This is a genomic window from Moheibacter stercoris (assembly GCF_040545805.1).
In the GTDB taxonomy this organism is placed as follows: Bacteria; Bacteroidota; Bacteroidia; order Flavobacteriales; family Weeksellaceae; genus Moheibacter; species Moheibacter stercoris.
Map to the genome: position 1 here is coordinate 46,230 of NZ_JBEPMO010000013.1, position 18,666 is coordinate 64,895.

Consider the following 18,666-nt stretch of genomic DNA (forward strand, 5'->3'; position numbering starts at 1 on the left):
TTTTTAGTTAGCCACTTCCTCACACCTCAATCATCCCCATCATCAATCTCGGCAACAATAGATCGCGCGCCTCGCGTAAGCTTTGAATTTAATAATTCAAAATAGTCGTTAAGTAGTTAATTGTCTTCTCAATATTTTGATCATTAAAAATTTCTCTTTCCAACTTAGCTTCCCATTCTTTTTCAGATTGAATAATCTTAAGAACATTAAATACCGTAAACTCTTCCTTGTTTTTCGCCAGCTCTACTAAACTATTATCGACCGTTGCATAAAGTTCTAACTCATCATTTGATTTGAATTTAAATGTAGATGTCAACCATTCTAAATCTTCAATCTGCCAATAATTAGTAAAGTAATTTTTAGCATCCTCAATTTTTTCGGCAGTAATAAATCCAGTTGTGCCATTTGCACCTTTCCAACTTTGAATATATTTGCTATTCAACGCTATTTTTTCTGGACCTGCGTATTTAGTCTTAGGGTTATAAGGTCCAGCCGCTTTTCTCAAATAATCTTCAATTTTATTATCTGAATATCTATGAAATAGATAAGAAAGCTTTGTGTATCTTTTTCTTCCTAATGGATATTTTTCGCTACCAAACCTTTCCGTTAAACAAGCGATTAAAACTGCTTCTTTAAATTCTTTTGAGACAACTTTTTTAGAAGGTTCTAATTTTACAATTTTATCTGCATTTGGTTTTACATTTTCAACCTCTATCATCCCCATCATCAATCTCGGCAACAAAATATCGCGCGCCTCACGTAAGCGTTGGTTTTGGATTCTAAGATTTTGAATAGCATCAAAATTTTTCACAGCTAATTTTTCAAATTCGGTAGCAATATTTTCTGTTGGTATTATAATTTCTGAATCTTTTAAATATTTATAATGTCTAGCATAATGATAGTTTGACAAATCAATATTTAATAATGAAAAATAAAATAGGTGCTGAGGCATAGATGAATTTTTAGACATAATTATTTGAGTTCCATCTGCACCTCTTGCAAAATCAAAATTTATTAGTTTTAAAATTCTTGTATGGTCACCAAAAACAATGTAAGGTTGTCCTTCATAATGAATTTTAGAATTTTCATCATCGGTATATCCCGCAATGAATGCTCTACTTTGATCTACTACTGGTATTTCTCCTTCATTTTGAAATTCAGAAGATTTAATTTTCGTAGTAGATTTTACTTTCCCTAATTGATTAAATACAAAATCTTTCTCCCACCCCTCCGGCAATCCTGTTTCGGAATTTATTGTTGCGGATTCATACCCAGGAAAACGCATACGCACAAACCATTCTTCGTAGGTTTGCTGTGCCATTTCTTCCAAAATTTTGATGCGCTTTAGGTTGTTCTCGATCAAATCATCATAACCCGATAAAATCGAAGCGATTTTCTTTTGGGTTTCGAGGGGGGGAACTTTAATTTTCAATTTTTGTAAATCTGATCCTCTTATTCCTGCTTGTACTCCCTGTTGGCGAATTGACGATAATAAAGCTTTACCGTAATCAGATTGAAATAAATAATAAAAAAACTTTGGACTAGCTTTATCATTTAATCTAGCTCTTATTAAATGTGATTCAAAACAAGTCATTTCATCAACTTCCATAACAATAGAGCATTTACCAGCTCCTTCTGCAACTATAGACTGACGGGCAAATAGCAAATCAAATTTTTCTATTTTAAAATTTTGTTTCTCTTTTTCGTTAAGTAGCACTAATTCCATATCGATATCATATAAACGATCATTAGCAAATAACTCGCCCATATTTATCATTTTATACCCTTCACCTCTATCTTTACTAGGCCTATTAATACCATTTCTAAGAGGAATTTCAAGTACTTCAGAAAACTCAATTAAACTTAATCCCTCTCTCATAATTTCACCGCTTGAATTTGGTTCATCAATTGGTTGGCTTCATCGTTCAAGGTTGCTAATTCGCTGTGAAGTTCTTGCATACGACTTTGGTAATCAAAATCCATATCAATGTCTATATTCACCCCTACATAACGCCCTGGCGTAAGGCTGTAATCTTGTTCCGCAACTTCATCTATCGTCACAATTTTGCACAAACCTTCTATATCACGATAGGTTCCATCCGGGAAATGTTCGCTAAACCAAGCATTATCCGCAGCTACTTCGGGCATTTCGCCTCTGTAAAGCGCCATAATTGCCGTCAAACCTTCTAGTTGCTCTTCCGAGAAATCGTTGATGGTCGTGGTTACTTTTCGGTACACATTACGTGCATCGATCATTAAGATGTTCTTTTTATTTTCAGGACGTTTCCCCTTATCAAAAAACCAAACGTGGCAAGGCAACGAACGCGTATAGAAAAAGTTGTTCCCGATAGAAACAATACAATCTACATTTCCGGTTTTTACCAATTCTTCACGAATACGTTTTTCGGCATTTCCGGCATCCGTCGCCGAAGACGCCATTACAAATCCTGCACGCCCGGTATCATTCAGGTACGACATAAAGTACTGTATCCACAAGTAGTTTCCGTTACCAATGGTTCCTTTCCCGGTCAATGGCGCACCAAAAGGCAAACGCTTGTCTTCTGCCAAAAACTTGTTTTTCGCATCTACTTTGTCCACGTTAAACGGCGGATTCGCCATCACGAAATCACATTTTCCGTACAACTCGTGCGGATCCGAATAAAAGGAATTGTTGTTGGCAATTTTCCCTTCAATCCCATGTATGGCTAAGTTCATCTTCGCCAGTTTCGTGGTTCCCGTTTTGTATTCGGTACCGTAAACCGTAATCGCTTCGTTGACTTTTTTATTTTCTTTATCCTTGATAAAATGCGCCGTTTGCACAAACATACCACCCGATCCACATGCCGGATCGTGAATGATACCGTGATTCGGTTGAATGAAGTTCACAATCAATTGCACCAAAGATGGCGGCGTAAAGAATTCGCCTCCTTCTTGCGCACCAGCTCCCATCATCGAGAGTTTCATCAAGAAATATTCGTACACGCGCCCAAACACATCGCCTTTGGCATTGCGCACCGAATCGCTATTGAAAATACGAATCAAGTTTGCCAACAAATTGCTGTCGGTATCGTCTTCTGGCGTTAAGTCGTGGAAGTTTTTTGGTAAAATACCTGCTAAATCCTCGTATTCTGCCTCGATTAATTTCATGGCTGTATTCACGGCTTCGGCCAAATCTTCCGATTCGGGTAAACTTGCTAAATACGAATACTGCGCTTTTTCAGGCAAATACATCGCACCCATCGCTGCATAATCGTCTTTCGTTGCTTCACGGCGTTGTTTGGTACGTGGATTAATCGGTAAGGTTTCGGCTAATTGTTCCTTAGCCTCTATATATTTATTTTCCGCAAAACGTAATAAAATCAAGCCCAAAAGTGGGTCTTTGTACTCAGCAGCTGTCAATTTGGAGTTGGCACGTAATTCGTCTGCCGCTTCCCATAATTCTATTTCGAGTTGTTTGATGTCTTTTTGAGTCATTATTCTTTAATAAGTACGTAAATATACCAAATGTTAAATATTTTATAAATGGTAGAGTGTATAAAACAAAGAATAGAAATAGAAAAAGAAAAAGAAACTAAATAACTAGGAAGATTTTGCGAGTTATACTTTTTATTGAGTGAATGAAGTTAGATAAAAACCATACTGCTTTTGAAAAGAAAATAATTGGTTTACATTTTAGTCAGTATCTATCACCTGTTTTGTATATGATAAACTTGATCGAAATTCAAAAAGCACTACTTCCAAATTCTAAATGTAAATAACTTAAGATTTGAATTTTGATATTTTTAATAAGATTTTCCCTTTTCTGTTAAATAGTATTTTTAGTTTTTACTAGTAGGTTTATCAGGAATAGACAAGACTATTAAACCTGCTTCTATGGCTGGTTGTAAGTAATTATATAAAAATGTAGGACGATGCCTTATACCAACAAGTTCCATTAATTCTGCAGTACTATATTTTTTATCAGTCATACCCGAAATTAATACTCTAACTTGTTCGGTAACTTGTTCGGTTCTAGTTAAAGTTTGCATTGAAGGCAATGTAACTCTTAAAAAGTTTTCGGAAAAATGAAAACTATCTTGTGCATAAGCCTATAAAACCCTTGGAATTCCTGAACCTAATTGCTCTACTAAATCTAAGTCTTTGAAAATACGCATCAATTCTTTGTTTCTAATGATGGAATATCCTTCAAAAAACTCTTGTTTGTAAATCCTTTGAAAATAATCATAAGCGGTATAGTGTCAATATTTATTTACCAATACAAAACTTCCCGAAAATCGTTCCGAGGATGTCTTTATCCACATCGATTTGACCTGTGATGGAACCAATGTGTTTCAAAGTTTCGCGTAGATGGAAAGCCAACAAATCGCCCGTCAACCCCATACGCATTCCCGATTCTACATTGTTCAAAGCTTCCAAGGCTTGTTGCAAAGCTTCTTTGTGTCGAAGGTTGGTAATCACAACCGCATCTTCCTCCACACCCGATTTAATTTTATCTACTAACTCTGTTTTTAAGCGATCGAGGTTAAGATTTCCTTTCACCGAAATCCCAAATTCGGTAAATCCTGCTGGACTTTGGCTATTCGGATCTATGTCTCCTACTTTATCGATTTTACTTTTGAGATTGAAAACGATTTTGTCTTTCAACAAATCCATCAAACCCTCCAAAATAGATTGATCGTCTTCGTAGAGATGGATCACAATTTTGGCTTGTTCGACTTTTTCTTTAGCTTTCTCCACTCCGATTGCTTCAATTTCATCGGTCGTTTCACGGATTCCTGCCGTATCAATAAATCGGAATGTAATACCATCAAGGTTAATGGTTTCTTCGATAGTATCGCGCGTAGTTCCCGCAATATCGCTGACAATAGCTCGTTCCTCGTTCAACAAATAATTCAACAACGTAGATTTCCCTGCATTGGGTTTTCCAATGATCGCAACCGGAACTCCGTTTTTAATGGCATTTCCATATTCGAACGTCTTTAATAGTCCCGCTACTTTTGTCTTGATACTTGATACTAAGGTTTGAAGCTCTGACCGATTGGCAAATTCAACATCTTCTTCCGAAAAGTCCAATTCCAATTCAATCAAAGCCGTGAAATTGATGAGTTCTTCGCGTAAATCTTTCAATTCAGACGAAATTCCTCCACGCATTTGATTCAAAGCCACTTTGTGCGAAGCTTTATTTTGCGCCGAAATCAAATCGGCAATCGCTTCGGCTTGTGACAAGTCAATTCGACCATTCATAAAAGCTCTTTGAGAAAACTCTCCGGGCTCTGCCAACCTTGCTCCTTTCGAAATGAGAACTTCCAAAATTTCTTGTTGAATATAAGGCGAACCATGACAAGTAATTTCAACCAAATCCTCTGCAGTAAAAGTTTTGGGCGCTTTAAACACAGACACCATTACTTCATCGATGATCAATTCTGGGTTGGAAGTTGGAGGTTGGGCGTTGGAAGCTGGGCTTATGACAAATCCATACTGAACGGAATGAGATTCTACTTTTGTCAAATCTTTTCCTTTGAAAATTTGATTGACAATGGATATAGAATCGTTTCCTGAAACACGGATGATCCCCAAAGCACCCATTCCTTGGGCGGTCGATGTTGCACAAATGGTATCTGTATGAAGCATGTCACAAAATTAGGAAATCTAAACTGAACGACTTCCATTTCCAATTAGAATAGACAAAGTCTGAATCTTTAAATCTTCTCGACCAATAATTTCTCGGTTGCTTTTGCACTCAAAACAGTAGTTTCCCCATTGAATTGAACGGTCAAACTTTCGTCAAATTCTTCTTTGGATAGGATCTCAATGATGGATTTCAGTTTCAATCCTTTGGATGTCAAATATTTCAAAAATTCTTGACTGGAATTGCTTACGGCCGCCAATCGAACTTTATCTCCCACCTTGAAATTGCTCAAAGCTTCATAAAATTTCCAATCCATATTTCCCATAGCATCGGGAATCGGAGATCCATGTGGGTCAACGGTCGGAAAATCCAACATTTCGTCCATTTTGGCGAAGAATTTTGGCGAATGGATGTGTTCAATTTGTTCAGCAACTTCATGCACTTCTTCCCAACCGAACCCCATTTTGTTGACCAAAAACATTTCGGTTAAACGATGTTTTCTGATGATCAATAAGGCAGTTGTAATTCCTTCTTCTGTTAATTTTAGAGGTTTGTAGGACTGATACGAAACCAAACCTTTGGCATCCAATTTTTTCACCATGCTATTGACAGTTGGCATTTTAATGTCCAATGCCTTACTCAAATCATTGACAGAAATCTCGCCCGTTTCTTGGGAAAGATTGAACATGGTTTTTAAATAATTCTCTTCGGTAAATGAAAGCATGCGCTAAAATAAGAATTATCCTCGCTTTTTCAATTCAATTAAGGTGATTTCTGGCCATATTCCTACTCGCCCCGGATAAGCATGGTACCCAAATCCGCGATTGACATAAATGTATTTGCCCATTTCTTTGTACAAACCAGCCCAATGTTTGTAAACATACTGAACAGGACTCCATTTAAAATATCCTGGAATTTCGATTCCGAATTGCATGCCATGCGTATGACCACTCAACGTAAGTTGAAAGTTACGCGGATGTTCCCTTGATTCTAATTCCCAATGCGATGGGTCATGCGACAATAAGATTTTGAAATCATCTGGGGATAAACCTTCTGAAGCTTTGTTTAAATCACCCTTTTTGGAAAATCTTCCTTTGCCCCAATTCTCCACTCCGACAATATGCAAACTAGAAGTTCCTTTGGTAATTTTTGCACGTTCATTGTTCAACAATTGAAATCCCATTTTCGGATGTAGAGCTTGAATATCCTTGAAGTTTCGTTGTTTATCAGTTTCAGAAGTCCATTCTGTATATTCGCCATAATCATGATTACCAAGAATAGAAAACTTCCCAAAAGGTGCGGATTTGATGTTGGCAAACATTTCGACCCAATCTTTACCTTCTTTTGCAAAATTATTAACCAAATCTCCCGTAAAAACCAAAAGGTCGAATTCTTGTTGATTAATCAAATCAATTCCATATTGAATTTTCTCAGGATTGTCAAAACTTCCAAAATGGATGTCCGATAATTGCAAGATTTTGAATCCGTCAAATTCGGAAGGCAAATCAGCGAAATAAATGGGTTGTTGAATCACACGGTAATTGAATCGACCTTTCATCATTCCATAGATAAAAGATGAAAAAGGAATTGCCGCTATCGCCAAGGTTGCTTGACTGATGAATTTTCTTCTCGAAGGAATGTACTTTGGATCTTTTTTGGATCGAACCCGATTGACACCTCCAATGAATAGACGACTGATATCTTCCAAAAAAAGAAACAACCCAATTAACATTTTGGGAACATACACCAGTAAAAACAAGCCCAAAACAATAAGTGTGTGATGATTTTGACCATTTCTTCCATCGAAATTTGAAAAACCAACAACTAAATAGGCAGCAATAAGTGCAGAAATAAGCAAATAGACGCGATGAATCCATTTATTGGAAAAGGTCGTTTTAACAGCCTGATAAGTATACCAATCTGCGATAAAACACATAACCATAAAGAAATAAACCCGATTCATATACAAAATTTCAACGGCAAATAAACATGAAATTTTCGTGCCAATTTGTTAATTATAAACTAAACTTAACATCGCACAAATAGAAAAGTTTTTACTTTGCATGAAAATACAAATCATCATGGATAGAAGAAAGTTTTTCAAGTACGGAAGTTTGGCGACAGCTGGAGTTGCCTTGTTATCACCCATTGATATATTGGCTAGGCCAGCAGAAATTTCTGGAAAAGGAAAAACGGCGAAAAACATCATCATGCTGATTAGCGATGGAATGAGCACGGGCACACTCAACATGGCCGATTTATACCTGAATCGAATTCATGGGAGAAGTTCCAATTGGATGCAATTATACAAAGACAACAAAGTTTCCAGAGCTTTGATGGACACAGCTTCAGCAAGTTCAATCGTGACCGATTCTGCAGCGGCAAGTTCTGCATTTGGTGGAGGAGTTCGTGTCAAAAATGGTTCTTTAAATGTGAATCCAGATGGTTCTACCAATACGCCCATTTGGCAAAAATTCAAAAAAGCAGGTAAAAAAGTTGGTTGTGTAACCACAGTAGCCATTACCCATGCAACACCCGCTGGTTTTTGCGTCACAAGCAACAGTAGAAATTCACAACCTGAAATTGCCGATACCTATCACAAATTGGGATTTGATGTCATGATGGGAAGCGGAAACTTATACTTCAGTCCCGATAAAAGAGAAGACAAAAAGAATGTCTACAACGAATACGTCAAAAAAGGCTATCAAGTCGTTCGCAATCGTCAGGAAATGATGAATGCCAACGTAAATCAACCCATCTTAGGCGTATTTGACGAAGATTCTTTGCCTTATTCTGTTGATCGAAACGCATCTCAAGACATCCAAAATCAATTTCCTTCCTTGGCAGAAATGACGAAAAAGGCTATTGATTCAATGCAATCACACAAAGAAGGATTTGTTCTTCAGGTCGAAGCAGGAAAAGTGGATTGGGCTGCTCATGCCAATGATATTGCGGGTTTGATCCACGATCAAATTGCATTTGACGATGCTGTAAAAATCGCCATGGATTTTGCCGAAAAGGATGGAAATACTTTGGTGATTATTACAACCGATCATGGGAACGCCAATCCGGGAGTGATCTATGGAAAAAATGCCAATACCGGATTTGACTTACTTGCGAAATTCACCCAAACCAATGAATGGATTTTGAATCAAATCAAAGAAAACGATACGACCAACCATATCAAAGAATTGGTTTATCAATCCAATGGTTTTGCCTTAACCGATGAAGAGGCTTCCAAAATTAAATCCTATTACGATGGATTGGAAGTTGCAGAAGACGGATTGTACAATTACAAAAAATTACCTTATAAATATTTTTCAGAAATTCAAAAACCTCATAATTCAATCGGTTGGATCAGTATGGACCACTCGGCAGATTATGTAGAATTGGCGATGTTTGGACCAGGAAGTGAATTATTGAAACCTTTTATCAAAAATACAGACATCCATTATCTCATGTTGGAAGCAGCTGGTTTGAAGGCGGAAAGACCTTCAAACGTTAAATAAATATTAGCGAAATGTTAAAATTATAAAAATTTCGTACCTTGCGAAACATTATAAATTGAACAACTATGCTTGAATGGTTCAGTACATTGAGTATTTTAGAACAAATTCTTTGGGTAGTTTCGATAGTATTTACGGTCATATTCTTTTATCAGATTTTATCGACCTTACTAAAGAGAACTGCGGGGAAATATAGGAATAGCTTGTTTGCTTTCTTTTTTGCCTTTAAAAATATTACGGCATTTTTATCCATGTTTGGTTGGGTAAGCATTGCGAGTATCTATCAAGGATTCAACCTAACAACTTCTTTATTAATCGGAGTTTTAGGAGGAATTGTCTTGATGGGTGTCATGTCCGTTTTGTTCTATTTTGTGTACAAAATAAAAGAATCATACCGTCCTGAAGTTCCAAAAATTATGAATTCGACGGGCGAAGTAATTAGTTTCATCGGAGCCAAACGTTCAAGTTTAGGCAAGATTAAAATCCATATAGATGGCGTTCAAAAAATCATGGAAGCGATGACCGATTTTGAACATGATATTTTGGAAGGAACAAAAATTCGCGTAGAATCTGTTACTTCCACAGGAATTTTCATCATTAAACCTCTTCAATAAAATATTTTTATATTTTTACGTCCAAATCAGTAATCAAATAACCCATAACTGATTAGACTAAACCTATGAAAAAAACTCTACTATTGGCGATGCTAATCTTGGCATCCTTCAGCTTTGCGCAAAATGTAAAAATTTTCAATCTTGATCTACCAACCGTCAATTACCGTGGTCTTTCTGTAGTAGACGATTATGTCTTTTGGGTAAGTGGCAACAAAGGCACCATTGGCTTTAGCTTAAACGGTGGTAAAACCATGAATTGGGTAAACCCATCGGGATTTGAAAATCGTGATTTTCGTGATATTGAAGCCATAGATTATAAAACAGCTATTGCAGTGGCCGTGGGCGAACCCGGACTGATCATCAAAACGACTGATTCTGGTAAGAATTGGAAAATTGTTTACCAAGACGATGAACCAGGCGTATTTTTAGATGACTTGGATTTCTCCAAACACAATCCTCAAGTTGGAATTGCAATGGGAGATCCCATCAACAATCAACCTTATGTTTTAGCAACTAATGATGCTGGATCTACTTGGAATAAAATCAATCCAGATGAAATGCCGAAACTTGCCAATGGCGAAGCCTATTTTGCCGCAAGTGGTTCCAATGTGCAATTGATCAATGACCAATTATTTATTGCCGTAACGGGCGGTGAAAAATCCAATATTATCTTGAATACCCAACCTCCTACCATCGTCAATTTACCCAAATCTGATTCTTCAACAGCAGGCGCAAATGGTATGGATTATTGGGCCTCTTCTAAATTTGGATTAATTGTTGGAGGAGATTTCTCAAACCCCGAATTATCTAAGCATAATTTATTTATCTTTGAGTTGAATGAATTCAATCAACCCATTGTTACAAAACCCGAAACGGCACCAAGAGGATACAAAAGTGGTGTTGCTATTTTGAGTCAAGTTTCTGCTGTTAGTTGTGGTTTAGGCGGAGTTGATGTATCGGATGATAAAGGGAAGAATTGGCGAAATTTAACCAAAACAGAATTCAATACTTGCAAACGTTCCAAACGAGGAAATGCCGTTTATTTGGTCGGACCTCATGGACGAATTGGCAGATTAAACCAAAATTAAATCTAACAACATATGAACCTAAAAAAAATTCAACCGAAAAAGAAATTTCTTTACTGGATCGGAGGAATCCTCCTGTTTTTAATTCTCTTAAACATCGGGATAGGTTCTTGGATCAAAGCTCGAATACCTGCCATCATTGAAGAAAAAAACGACACAGCTTATCAGTTTGCCTACAAAGATTTAGGGTTTAATTTATTCAATAGTAGCCTATCTGTGGAAGGAATTTCCATTTCACCCAAAGAAAACTTTAAAGGAAAAATTCCAATGGATTTCACCGCTGATGTTGGTGAAATCAAAGTGGTTGGTGTGAACTTTTTGAAACTTTTAAAAGACAAAGATTTAAGCGCATTTAGTATCAAAATCATAGAACCCAAGGTTGTTTTCAATCAATCTGAAACCAAGGATACCACAAAATCTGATTCCAAATTAGGTTCTGTCATAAATGTGAACCGATTCATCATTGAAGATGCTTTTTTTGAACTATTTAAATCTGACAAAACAACCAAATTGGCAGAATTCCAGAATTTGGATTTGGACATTGGTGGCGTAAATCTTTCGCAAAGAACCTTGGAAAAAGACATTCCCTTTACCTACACAGACTTTGAAATGACAAGTGGAAAAATCTTTTACCAAATCAATCCCGTTCAACAATTAAACGCTTCCAGTTTGAAGGTCAATGATAATTTGTTCTATCTCAATAATTTTGATTTGAATTCCAATGAAGATGTTATAAAAGTCGATCTGAAAAAAGTCAATTATCGTTTGGTTCCTGATATCAAAACTCCACAAGTTATTTTTACAGGATTGGATTGGGGCTATAATCAAAAAAATGCGCTCTATTTTAAAGCCGATATATTGAAGTTTGATTCAGTTGATGTGAATATTCGCAATACCAAAGAACGCCCAACAGATTCTGCAAGAATTGCTTCTCATATTTTGCCTTTTGATTTAAATATAGGGAGCATTCAATTGGATAATTCTCGCTTCAGAATTCGAAATGCATTGGATGCAAAAAACATCAATATCCAGGTTAAAAATGTTTCCAATGTATTTGCCGATAAACTGATTGTCGAATCCATTTTGATGGATCATCCTGATATCACTTCGTTTCAATCCAAATCGACTAAGAAAAAAGTTGAAAACGCAGCTTCAGATTTTATTGACATCATTCAAATTGGCGATGTTACCATCAAAAATGCTACCTATAAATTGAACCAACTCAATGGAAATCAAAATCTTTTAACCGTAAACGATGTAAATTTTGAAATGAAAAACATTGAGATGAATCCGGAATCTTACAAAGAAAAAATTCCTATCCTTTACAAAGATATTTCTCTCAAAGCCAAATCATTGGATTACAATCCCAACAATGTATATCGATTGCAGTCTCAAAACATTTCTTATGTCAATGGCAAATTTGATTTGAGCAATTTCAGCATGAAACCCAAATTAACGCGTAACCAATTTGTTCGACAATTGAAAAAAGAATTGGATTTGTATACGATTTCCGCACAAAGCATTCAAATTCCCAACCTGAATTGGAGTTTTAGAGGAGACGATTTGTCTTTGAAAATCAATACGATGAATTTGGAAAAAGTTCATGCCAACGTGTACCGAAGCAAACTTCCGCCAGATGACCCCAAAAAGAAATTATTGTATAGCAAACTTTTGCGCGATTTACCGATCTATCTAGAAGTCAATCACTTGAATTTAAAAAATTCTCTCGTCGAATATGAAGAAGAAACCGAAGCGAGTTCGGGTGCTGGAAAATTGAGTTTTTCCAATTTCAATGCGAATATAAAGAATGTCAATTCGGGTAAAGGAAAATCGAGTATACCCGATGTTCAAGCGAACATCACGACCAATTTCATGAACGATTCGCGCATCACAGCTATTTGGACGTTCAACCCAATGAATCGTTCAGAAAAATTCAACATCAAAGGAAGTTTGTTCAATTTTGACGCAAAACGAATGACACCTTTTGTGAAACCTTATTTGCATGCAACCATGGATGGAAATATGAAAGAAGTTCGCTTTAACTTTACAGGAAATGATATAAGTGCAACAGGAGATTTCGGCGTCAGATACGACAATTTGAAAGTCACGCTTTACAATCCAGATACTGGGAAAGAAAGAAAAGTCTTGAATACAGTTGGAAATTTGTTTGTGAAATCAAGTACCAAAGAAAAATATGAAGAAGTAGCCATCAAACCTGTCATTCGCTCACAAGATCGATCCTTCTTTAATTTCTTTTGGAATTGCGTTTTGCAAGGTTTGAAACAAACTTTATTAATCATTTAAAGATTTGTCATGAAGGAAATGTTTTTGGATTTGTTTGAATATAATTTCCATTCCAATCAAAAGTTGGTCGAAATTTTCATGCAATTTCCTGAACGAACTCCTCCACGGTCGGTAGAACTGATCAATCATATCCTCAATGCACATCAAATCTGGAATGCCAGAATTCTTACCCAAGAAACCTTTGAAACTTGGCAAATTCATGCACTTGAGGAATTGGAAGATTTGCATCAAATGAATCATTTCAAAACGATCGATATTTTGGAAAATTCAGACCTCAACATGAAATTTTCTTACCAAAATTCAAAAGGTGATTTCTTTCTCAATACAGTTCAAGAGGTCTTATTTCATGTCATCAACCATTCTACGTATCATCGCGGGCAAATTGCTTTATTGTTTCGAGAAGCTGGACTAGAACCACTACCAACGGATTATATTTTTTATAAAAGATGAGTGCAGTATCAAGTACAAAGTATTAAGTAGTGAGTTTTAAGTAGTAAGAATTATAAGAACTTTCTAATTTCTAATTTCTAATTTCTAATTTCTAATTTCTAATTTCTAATTTTAATAAAATCCTACTGACATACTGCTGTCACTTCCTCTATTTAGCTTTGTCGTATCAATGTTTAATTAAATAAAAACGATATGAATACTACAGCAAATTCCAACATTTTATCATCAGGCGACTTACTAAAAAATTGGCAAGCAAACAGAGGCCTAACCCGAAGAGTAATTGAAGCTTTTCCTGAAAAAGAATTATTTGAATTTTCGATTGCAGGAATGCGTCCTTTCTCAGAAATGACCAAAGAACTTTTAGCAATCGCAGGACCTGGATTGGACCAAATTGTGAATGGCTCCGATCAAATTCTTGACGAAGAACGAACCGAATGGAATTCCAAGGAAGCATTATTGAAAGCTTGGGATGAAACGACTGAACTAATTAATTCTTTATGGAGTAAAATGGAGGATTCGAAATTCGAGGAACGAATTAAATTATTTGGTCAATATGAAAACACCGTGTTTGACAGCATTACCTATTTTGTAGAAAATGAAATCCATCACCGTGGTCAAGGTTATGTGTATTTACGCGCTATAGGAATTGAACCTCCGTTCTTCTGGGAGAAATAAGAAAATTTAAATTACCCCATTTGGAAATCAGGTGGGGTTTTTATTTCAAATTCCGTTTGACTTTCTCCACAAGTTCTAAGGTGAAATCTTTCAATTCTTTGGGTTCCAAAATTTCCACATAATCCCCAAACATCAAAATCCATCTTGCAATTCCATTCTCGCGAAAGTTTCCGTTGAATTCCAATTCTACCTTCTCGCCTAGTCGCTTTTCCGACACAAATCCATAATAATTCCGATCGGCTTCTAAATAGCGAGCTACTTTCCGATCGACCAATAAGCGAACTTTTCCTTCCAAAATTTTTTCTTCTTTTTTCAAATAAAACTCCAATTCTCGGTGTACGATTTGATAAGAGTCTTGCAATTTTTCAAAGGAATGAATTCGACTCACCCGAAAATTCCGATAATCCTTTCGCAAATGACAATACGCCATAATGTACCAAAATTGATTTTCGTGGTACAATCCAACAGGTTCAATCGTTCGTTCGGAAGGAACATCCGATTCGACACTTTCATACGTAATTTTCAATTGAGTCTTCCTTGCAATGCTTTCAAATAGTGCATTTAAAACTTCGGGCGAATGATCCGAAAGATGATTGGAATTCACTTTGACTCGATTTTCTAAGGAATTGACCCAATCCTTTTCATCGGTTCGCAAAACAGATTTCACTTTGAAAACTGCCGACTGAAAATGCGATTTCATATTTTCATCGGTGAACTTTTCCATTAATTTTTCTGCTGCAACAAAACTCATTGCTTCATCTCGCGAAAACATCACAGGCGGCAATTTGTATCCGTCCACCAAAGAATATCCGACTCCCGCTTCGCCATAAATGGGAACACCAGAAGCTTCCAAACTGCGGATGTCCCGATAAATCGTACGCAAACTCACCTCAAAACGATCGGCCAATTCTTGTGCTTTGACAATCCGTTTGGATTGCAATTGGGTCATTATGGCGACAATTCGATCAAATCGTTTGGGTGAATTTTCTTCCAACATCCTTCTTTGTTATAGAATCCAAACGAAAATAAGGAGAAATCTTCAAGTTTTCATTGCTAGCTTTTCTTAAAGTTTGTATGTTTATCAATTAGTTAATACTTCAAAATGCCTAAACATATTTTAATTCTAGGTTTGCTCCTAATTACAAGTTGTACCATCACTCATAGAGACAATGCAATTGACAAGAAAGAGGCAGAACAGATTGCCAATAAATTTTATTATTATCAGGAATTGGGACGTTTGTCAGAAATTCATGATTTAATTGCCAATGTAGGAAAAACTGAAGCATCACTAAAAGAATGGGACCAGCTTATTATAGGCGCTTACCATCAATATGGTGTCGTGAGAAATTTTGAACTCGATAAATGGTCAACATTTGTTGCCGATGGTCTGATTACGAGAGGAGAATATTTGCTTCAATATTATGTTACGCGAAGTCCAAATAAAACTTTTGAAAACTTGTACTTGATACGAGAAAATGATTCCATCAAAATTGTTGGCTACGAAATAAAAACCGATGGGTATTAAAAAAAGAATCGGGCTATATAACCCGACTCTAAAGTTTAGTAAGATAATTTAAGCAAGTTAAATAGGGATCATTCCGTGTGGATCGATCACAAATTTCGTCACCGCTCCTTTGTCAAAATCTTGGTATCCTTTAGGGGCATCTTTCAAGGAAATAACTTGAACATTTACAGCATCGGCAATTTTTATTTTATCGTACAATATAGCATTCATCAACGGTCGATGGTATTTCATCACGGGACATTGCCCTGTGTGAAAACAATGGGATTTCGCCCAACCCAATCCGAAACGAATTTTCAAACTTCCCACTTTGGCAGCGGCATCTGTCGCGCCCGGATCTTCCGTTACGTATAATCCTGGAATTCCAATTGAACCTCCGGCACGTGTGATTTCCATCGCTTGATTCAAAACGACTGCTGGTTGCTCTTCTGATTCGCCACCGTGACTATGCGCTCGCGCTTCAAATCCGACACAATCCACAAAACAATCGACTTCAGGTTCGCCAACTATTTGAGCGATTTGTTCCGCAAGTGGAGTATCAGAGTTCAAATTAATGGTTTCACATCTGAAACTCTTGGCTTGCGCCAAACGCTCTTCGTTTAAATCGCCCACAATTACCACAGCTGCTCCCAAAAGATGACAGCTCGCTGCACAAGCCAATCCGACAGGACCAGCGCCTGCAACATAAACCGTCGAACCTGGACCAACTCCTGCTGTTACCGCACCGTGAAATCCGGTTGGGAAAATGTCGGATAACAAAGTCAAATCGCGGATGTACGCCAATGCTTTTTCATTATCTGGAAATTTCAACAAATTGAAATCAGCATAAGGCACCATCACATATTCCGATTGCCCTCCTACCCATCCACCCATATCAACGTATCCGTAAGCTGCGCCGGGTCTAGCAGGATTTACATTCAAACAAATTCCCGTTTTTCCTTCTTTGCAATTTCGACAACGACCACAAGCAATGTTAAAAGGAACCGAAACGATGTCACCCACATTAATGAATTCTACATCACGTCCTTTCTCCAAAACCAATCCTGTGATTTCGTGTCCCAAGACCAATCCCGATGGCGCGGTGGTTCTACCTCTCACCATATGTTGGTCGGACCCACAAATATTGGTCGAAACTACTTTCAAAATTACGCCGTGCTCACATTTGCGATCGCCCAATGCTAATTTCGGATAGTCAATTTCTTTTACTTGAACCTCTCCCGGCCCCATATTAACAACTCCTGAATTTTGACACATAAGGTCTAATTTGAAGGGTTATACTGCGCTCGCTCCAGCCGATGCTACCGCGTGATCATCTTCTACCGTGCTTCCACTTACGCCTACTGCTCCTATGATGGTTCCGTCTTGTCCTTTGATTACTACGCCTCCTGGGAAGGTAATCAATCCTCCGTTGGAATGTTCAATATTGTACAAAGAACCGCCCGGTTGAGACAATTGTCCAATTGCGCCTGTGTCCATATTGAAATAACGTGCAGTTCTCGCTTTCTTTTGGGAAATATCGATCGAACCCAACCAGGCATCGTCCATTTTGTTGAAAGCAACCAAATTCGTTCCTGCATCTACGACTGCAATGTTCATTTTAACACCTAATTCGTTTGATTTGGCGATGGCAGCGTCAACTACTTTTCTTGCTTGTTCTAATGTGATGTTTTTCATTTTTCAGTGATTTTTTGTTTAGGATAAAATTCGTCATTATCCTTCCCTAATTTTATAAGGATTGTTCCAATGATTGGCAAAATAGTTTCAGTCAAATTTTATATCTTTAAAAAATCAGGAAGATGATGTATGACGTACTACATTGATTTATTATCGATTCAAACGCCCAAACATTTACGAAAAGGTTTAGAAAACCGAACGCGTTTTGATTGTGGAAACATCGAAATAAACATATTTGAAACCTTTCAATCTTCTACCAAAGTTCAAATTCAATACGAAGGATTGTCGATTTCGGGAATGATTCGTGGAAAAAAAGTCGTGCATTCCAAATCCAAAGGAAGTTTCGATTTTTTACCCGGAACGACTTTAATTCTCCCCGAAGGAAAAACCATTTTTGCCGATTTCCCAGAAGCTTCCGAGAAAAATCCGGTGCAATGTGCAACGCTTTTGATTCCACACAAAGAAATGGAAAAGCAAATGCAGTATTTGAATGAAATCTATCCGAAAGAAAACGGAAATTGGGAATTGGATTTAACGCATTATCATTTCCAGAATAATTCGGCTTTGGTTCGAGCTTTCAATGAATTTTTGGGTTTAATGGAGCGAAAAGAACAAAATAAGGCATTGAATGATTTGATGTTGAAAACCTTTTTGGTACGAATGATCGAAGCACAAAAAGCACATATTGAGGAAATGCATCATTTGCAATATAACCAACAATTGTATTTGATCAAAAATTTCATCAAAGAAAATCTTCAACAACCTATCTCAATGGAAACTCTGATGGAAATAGGTAATTGCAGCAAAAGTACGGTTCACAGAATGTTTGAGAATTTCTGCGGAAAAACACCTGGCGAATATATTCTACACGAACGAATGGCGCTCGCGCGAAATTTACTTCTTCATCCCGATAAAAATATTTCGGATGTGAGTTTTCTAAGCGGATTTTCCTCAGTCAGCTATTTCAGCAAACAATTCAAATTGCATCACAATTGTACGCCGGGAGATTTTGTGAAGAGATTCTCAGTAAGTTAAGTTTAAGTTCTCGATACGATTCCAATTCATACTTCATTTGAATGACTCGAACTGACGGAAAGAAATAATATCACCAAAACGTCACTTCGAGTGTTTTTCGAAATGGAATGAAGAAAAATGTATCGAGAAATGCCTACCAAAAAGTTCTCGATACAATTCCAACTCATACTTC

At 36.9% G+C, this 18,666-nt stretch carries 18 protein-coding genes; 8 read left to right on the forward strand and 10 right to left on the reverse strand.

All coding sequences use genetic code 11. The features are described 5' to 3' along the window. Positions 1-88: 88 nt before the first annotated feature. From ABID46_RS10330 to ABID46_RS10360, 7 genes are all read right to left on the reverse strand, one after another. On the reverse strand, positions 89-1,879 hold the full coding sequence (locus tag ABID46_RS10330) for a restriction endonuclease subunit S (RefSeq protein ID WP_354509767.1): 1,791 nt from the start codon (positions 1,877-1,879) through the stop codon (positions 89-91). Continuing rightward, entirely contained in the window at positions 1,876-3,474 is a 1,599-nt protein-coding gene (locus tag ABID46_RS10335; RefSeq protein ID WP_354509769.1) for a type I restriction-modification system subunit M, read from the reverse strand. Before ABID46_RS10335 ends, ABID46_RS10330 begins: the two co-directional genes overlap by 4 nt. Positions 3,475-3,818: 344 nt before the next feature. Then, a complete protein-coding gene (locus ABID46_RS10340) occupies positions 3,819-4,028 on the reverse strand; it encodes a Fic family protein (protein ID WP_354509771.1) in 210 nt (69 codons plus the stop codon). A 60-nt stretch (positions 4,029-4,088) separates the two neighbouring features. Beyond that, positions 4,089-4,208 carry an ATP-binding protein gene (locus ABID46_RS10345; RefSeq protein WP_354509804.1) on the reverse strand — a complete coding sequence of 40 codons (120 nt, stop codon included), beginning with the start codon at positions 4,206-4,208 and terminating at the stop codon, positions 4,089-4,091. A gap of 37 nt (positions 4,209-4,245) precedes the next feature. Next, entirely contained in the window at positions 4,246-5,631 is a 1,386-nt protein-coding gene (mnmE, locus tag ABID46_RS10350; RefSeq protein WP_354509773.1) for a tRNA uridine-5-carboxymethylaminomethyl(34) synthesis GTPase MnmE, read from the reverse strand. A gap of 68 nt (positions 5,632-5,699) precedes the next feature. Next, entirely contained in the window at positions 5,700-6,353 is a 654-nt protein-coding gene (locus tag ABID46_RS10355) for a metal-dependent transcriptional regulator (RefSeq protein WP_354509775.1), read from the reverse strand. A 15-nt stretch (positions 6,354-6,368) separates the two neighbouring features. Then, positions 6,369-7,592: a metallophosphoesterase gene (locus ABID46_RS10360; protein WP_354509777.1), complete on the reverse strand. Its 1,224-nt coding sequence runs from the start codon at positions 7,590-7,592 to the stop codon at positions 6,369-6,371. A gap of 118 nt (positions 7,593-7,710) precedes the next feature. On the opposite strand from ABID46_RS10360, the gene ABID46_RS10365 reads away from it, so the two are divergent. From ABID46_RS10365 to ABID46_RS10390, 6 genes are all read left to right on the forward strand, one after another. Continuing rightward, positions 7,711-9,138: an alkaline phosphatase gene (locus ABID46_RS10365; RefSeq protein ID WP_354509806.1), complete on the forward strand. Its 1,428-nt coding sequence runs from the start codon at positions 7,711-7,713 to the stop codon at positions 9,136-9,138. Between the two features lie 65 nt (positions 9,139-9,203). Beyond that, entirely contained in the window at positions 9,204-9,749 is a 546-nt protein-coding gene (locus tag ABID46_RS10370; RefSeq protein WP_354509779.1) for a hypothetical protein, read from the forward strand. Positions 9,750-9,814: 65 nt separating this feature from the next. Beyond that, entirely contained in the window at positions 9,815-10,837 is a 1,023-nt protein-coding gene (locus ABID46_RS10375) for a WD40/YVTN/BNR-like repeat-containing protein (RefSeq protein WP_354509781.1), read from the forward strand. Between the two features lie 12 nt (positions 10,838-10,849). Continuing rightward, entirely contained in the window at positions 10,850-13,138 is a 2,289-nt protein-coding gene (locus ABID46_RS10380; protein WP_354509783.1) for a hypothetical protein, read from the forward strand. A 9-nt stretch (positions 13,139-13,147) separates the two neighbouring features. Beyond that, positions 13,148-13,588, forward strand: coding sequence for a DinB family protein (locus ABID46_RS10385; RefSeq protein WP_354509785.1), 441 nt, complete (start codon positions 13,148-13,150; stop codon positions 13,586-13,588). A gap of 192 nt (positions 13,589-13,780) precedes the next feature. Then, complete coding sequence (locus tag ABID46_RS10390) at positions 13,781-14,263, forward strand: DinB family protein (RefSeq protein WP_354509787.1); 483 nt, start codon at positions 13,781-13,783, stop codon at positions 14,261-14,263. Positions 14,264-14,303: 40 nt separating this feature from the next. Here ABID46_RS10390 and ABID46_RS10395 read toward each other — a convergent pair whose 3' ends face one another. Then, positions 14,304-15,260, reverse strand: a complete 957-nt coding sequence (locus tag ABID46_RS10395) for a helix-turn-helix transcriptional regulator (RefSeq protein ID WP_354509788.1) — start codon at positions 15,258-15,260, stop codon at positions 14,304-14,306. Between the two features lie 105 nt (positions 15,261-15,365). Between ABID46_RS10395 and ABID46_RS10400 the strand changes: the two genes are divergently transcribed. Further along, the gene (locus ABID46_RS10400; RefSeq protein WP_354509790.1) at positions 15,366-15,788 is read left to right on the forward strand and encodes a hypothetical protein; all 423 of its coding nucleotides are present in this window, start codon (positions 15,366-15,368) and stop codon (positions 15,786-15,788) included. 57 nt (positions 15,789-15,845) lie between these two features. Here ABID46_RS10400 and fdhA read toward each other — a convergent pair whose 3' ends face one another. Together fdhA and ABID46_RS10410 are read right to left on the reverse strand one after the other, a co-directional pair. After that, positions 15,846-17,039, reverse strand: coding sequence for a formaldehyde dehydrogenase, glutathione-independent (fdhA, locus tag ABID46_RS10405; RefSeq protein ID WP_354509792.1), 1,194 nt, complete (start codon positions 17,037-17,039; stop codon positions 15,846-15,848). An 18-nt stretch (positions 17,040-17,057) separates the two neighbouring features. Beyond that, positions 17,058-17,459, reverse strand: coding sequence for a GlcG/HbpS family heme-binding protein (locus ABID46_RS10410; protein ID WP_354509794.1), 402 nt, complete (start codon positions 17,457-17,459; stop codon positions 17,058-17,060). 129 nt (positions 17,460-17,588) lie between these two features. Between ABID46_RS10410 and ABID46_RS10415 the strand changes: the two genes are divergently transcribed. Next, positions 17,589-18,494, forward strand: a complete 906-nt coding sequence (locus ABID46_RS10415) for a helix-turn-helix domain-containing protein (RefSeq protein ID WP_354509796.1) — start codon at positions 17,589-17,591, stop codon at positions 18,492-18,494. Positions 18,495-18,666 lie beyond the last annotated feature (172 nt).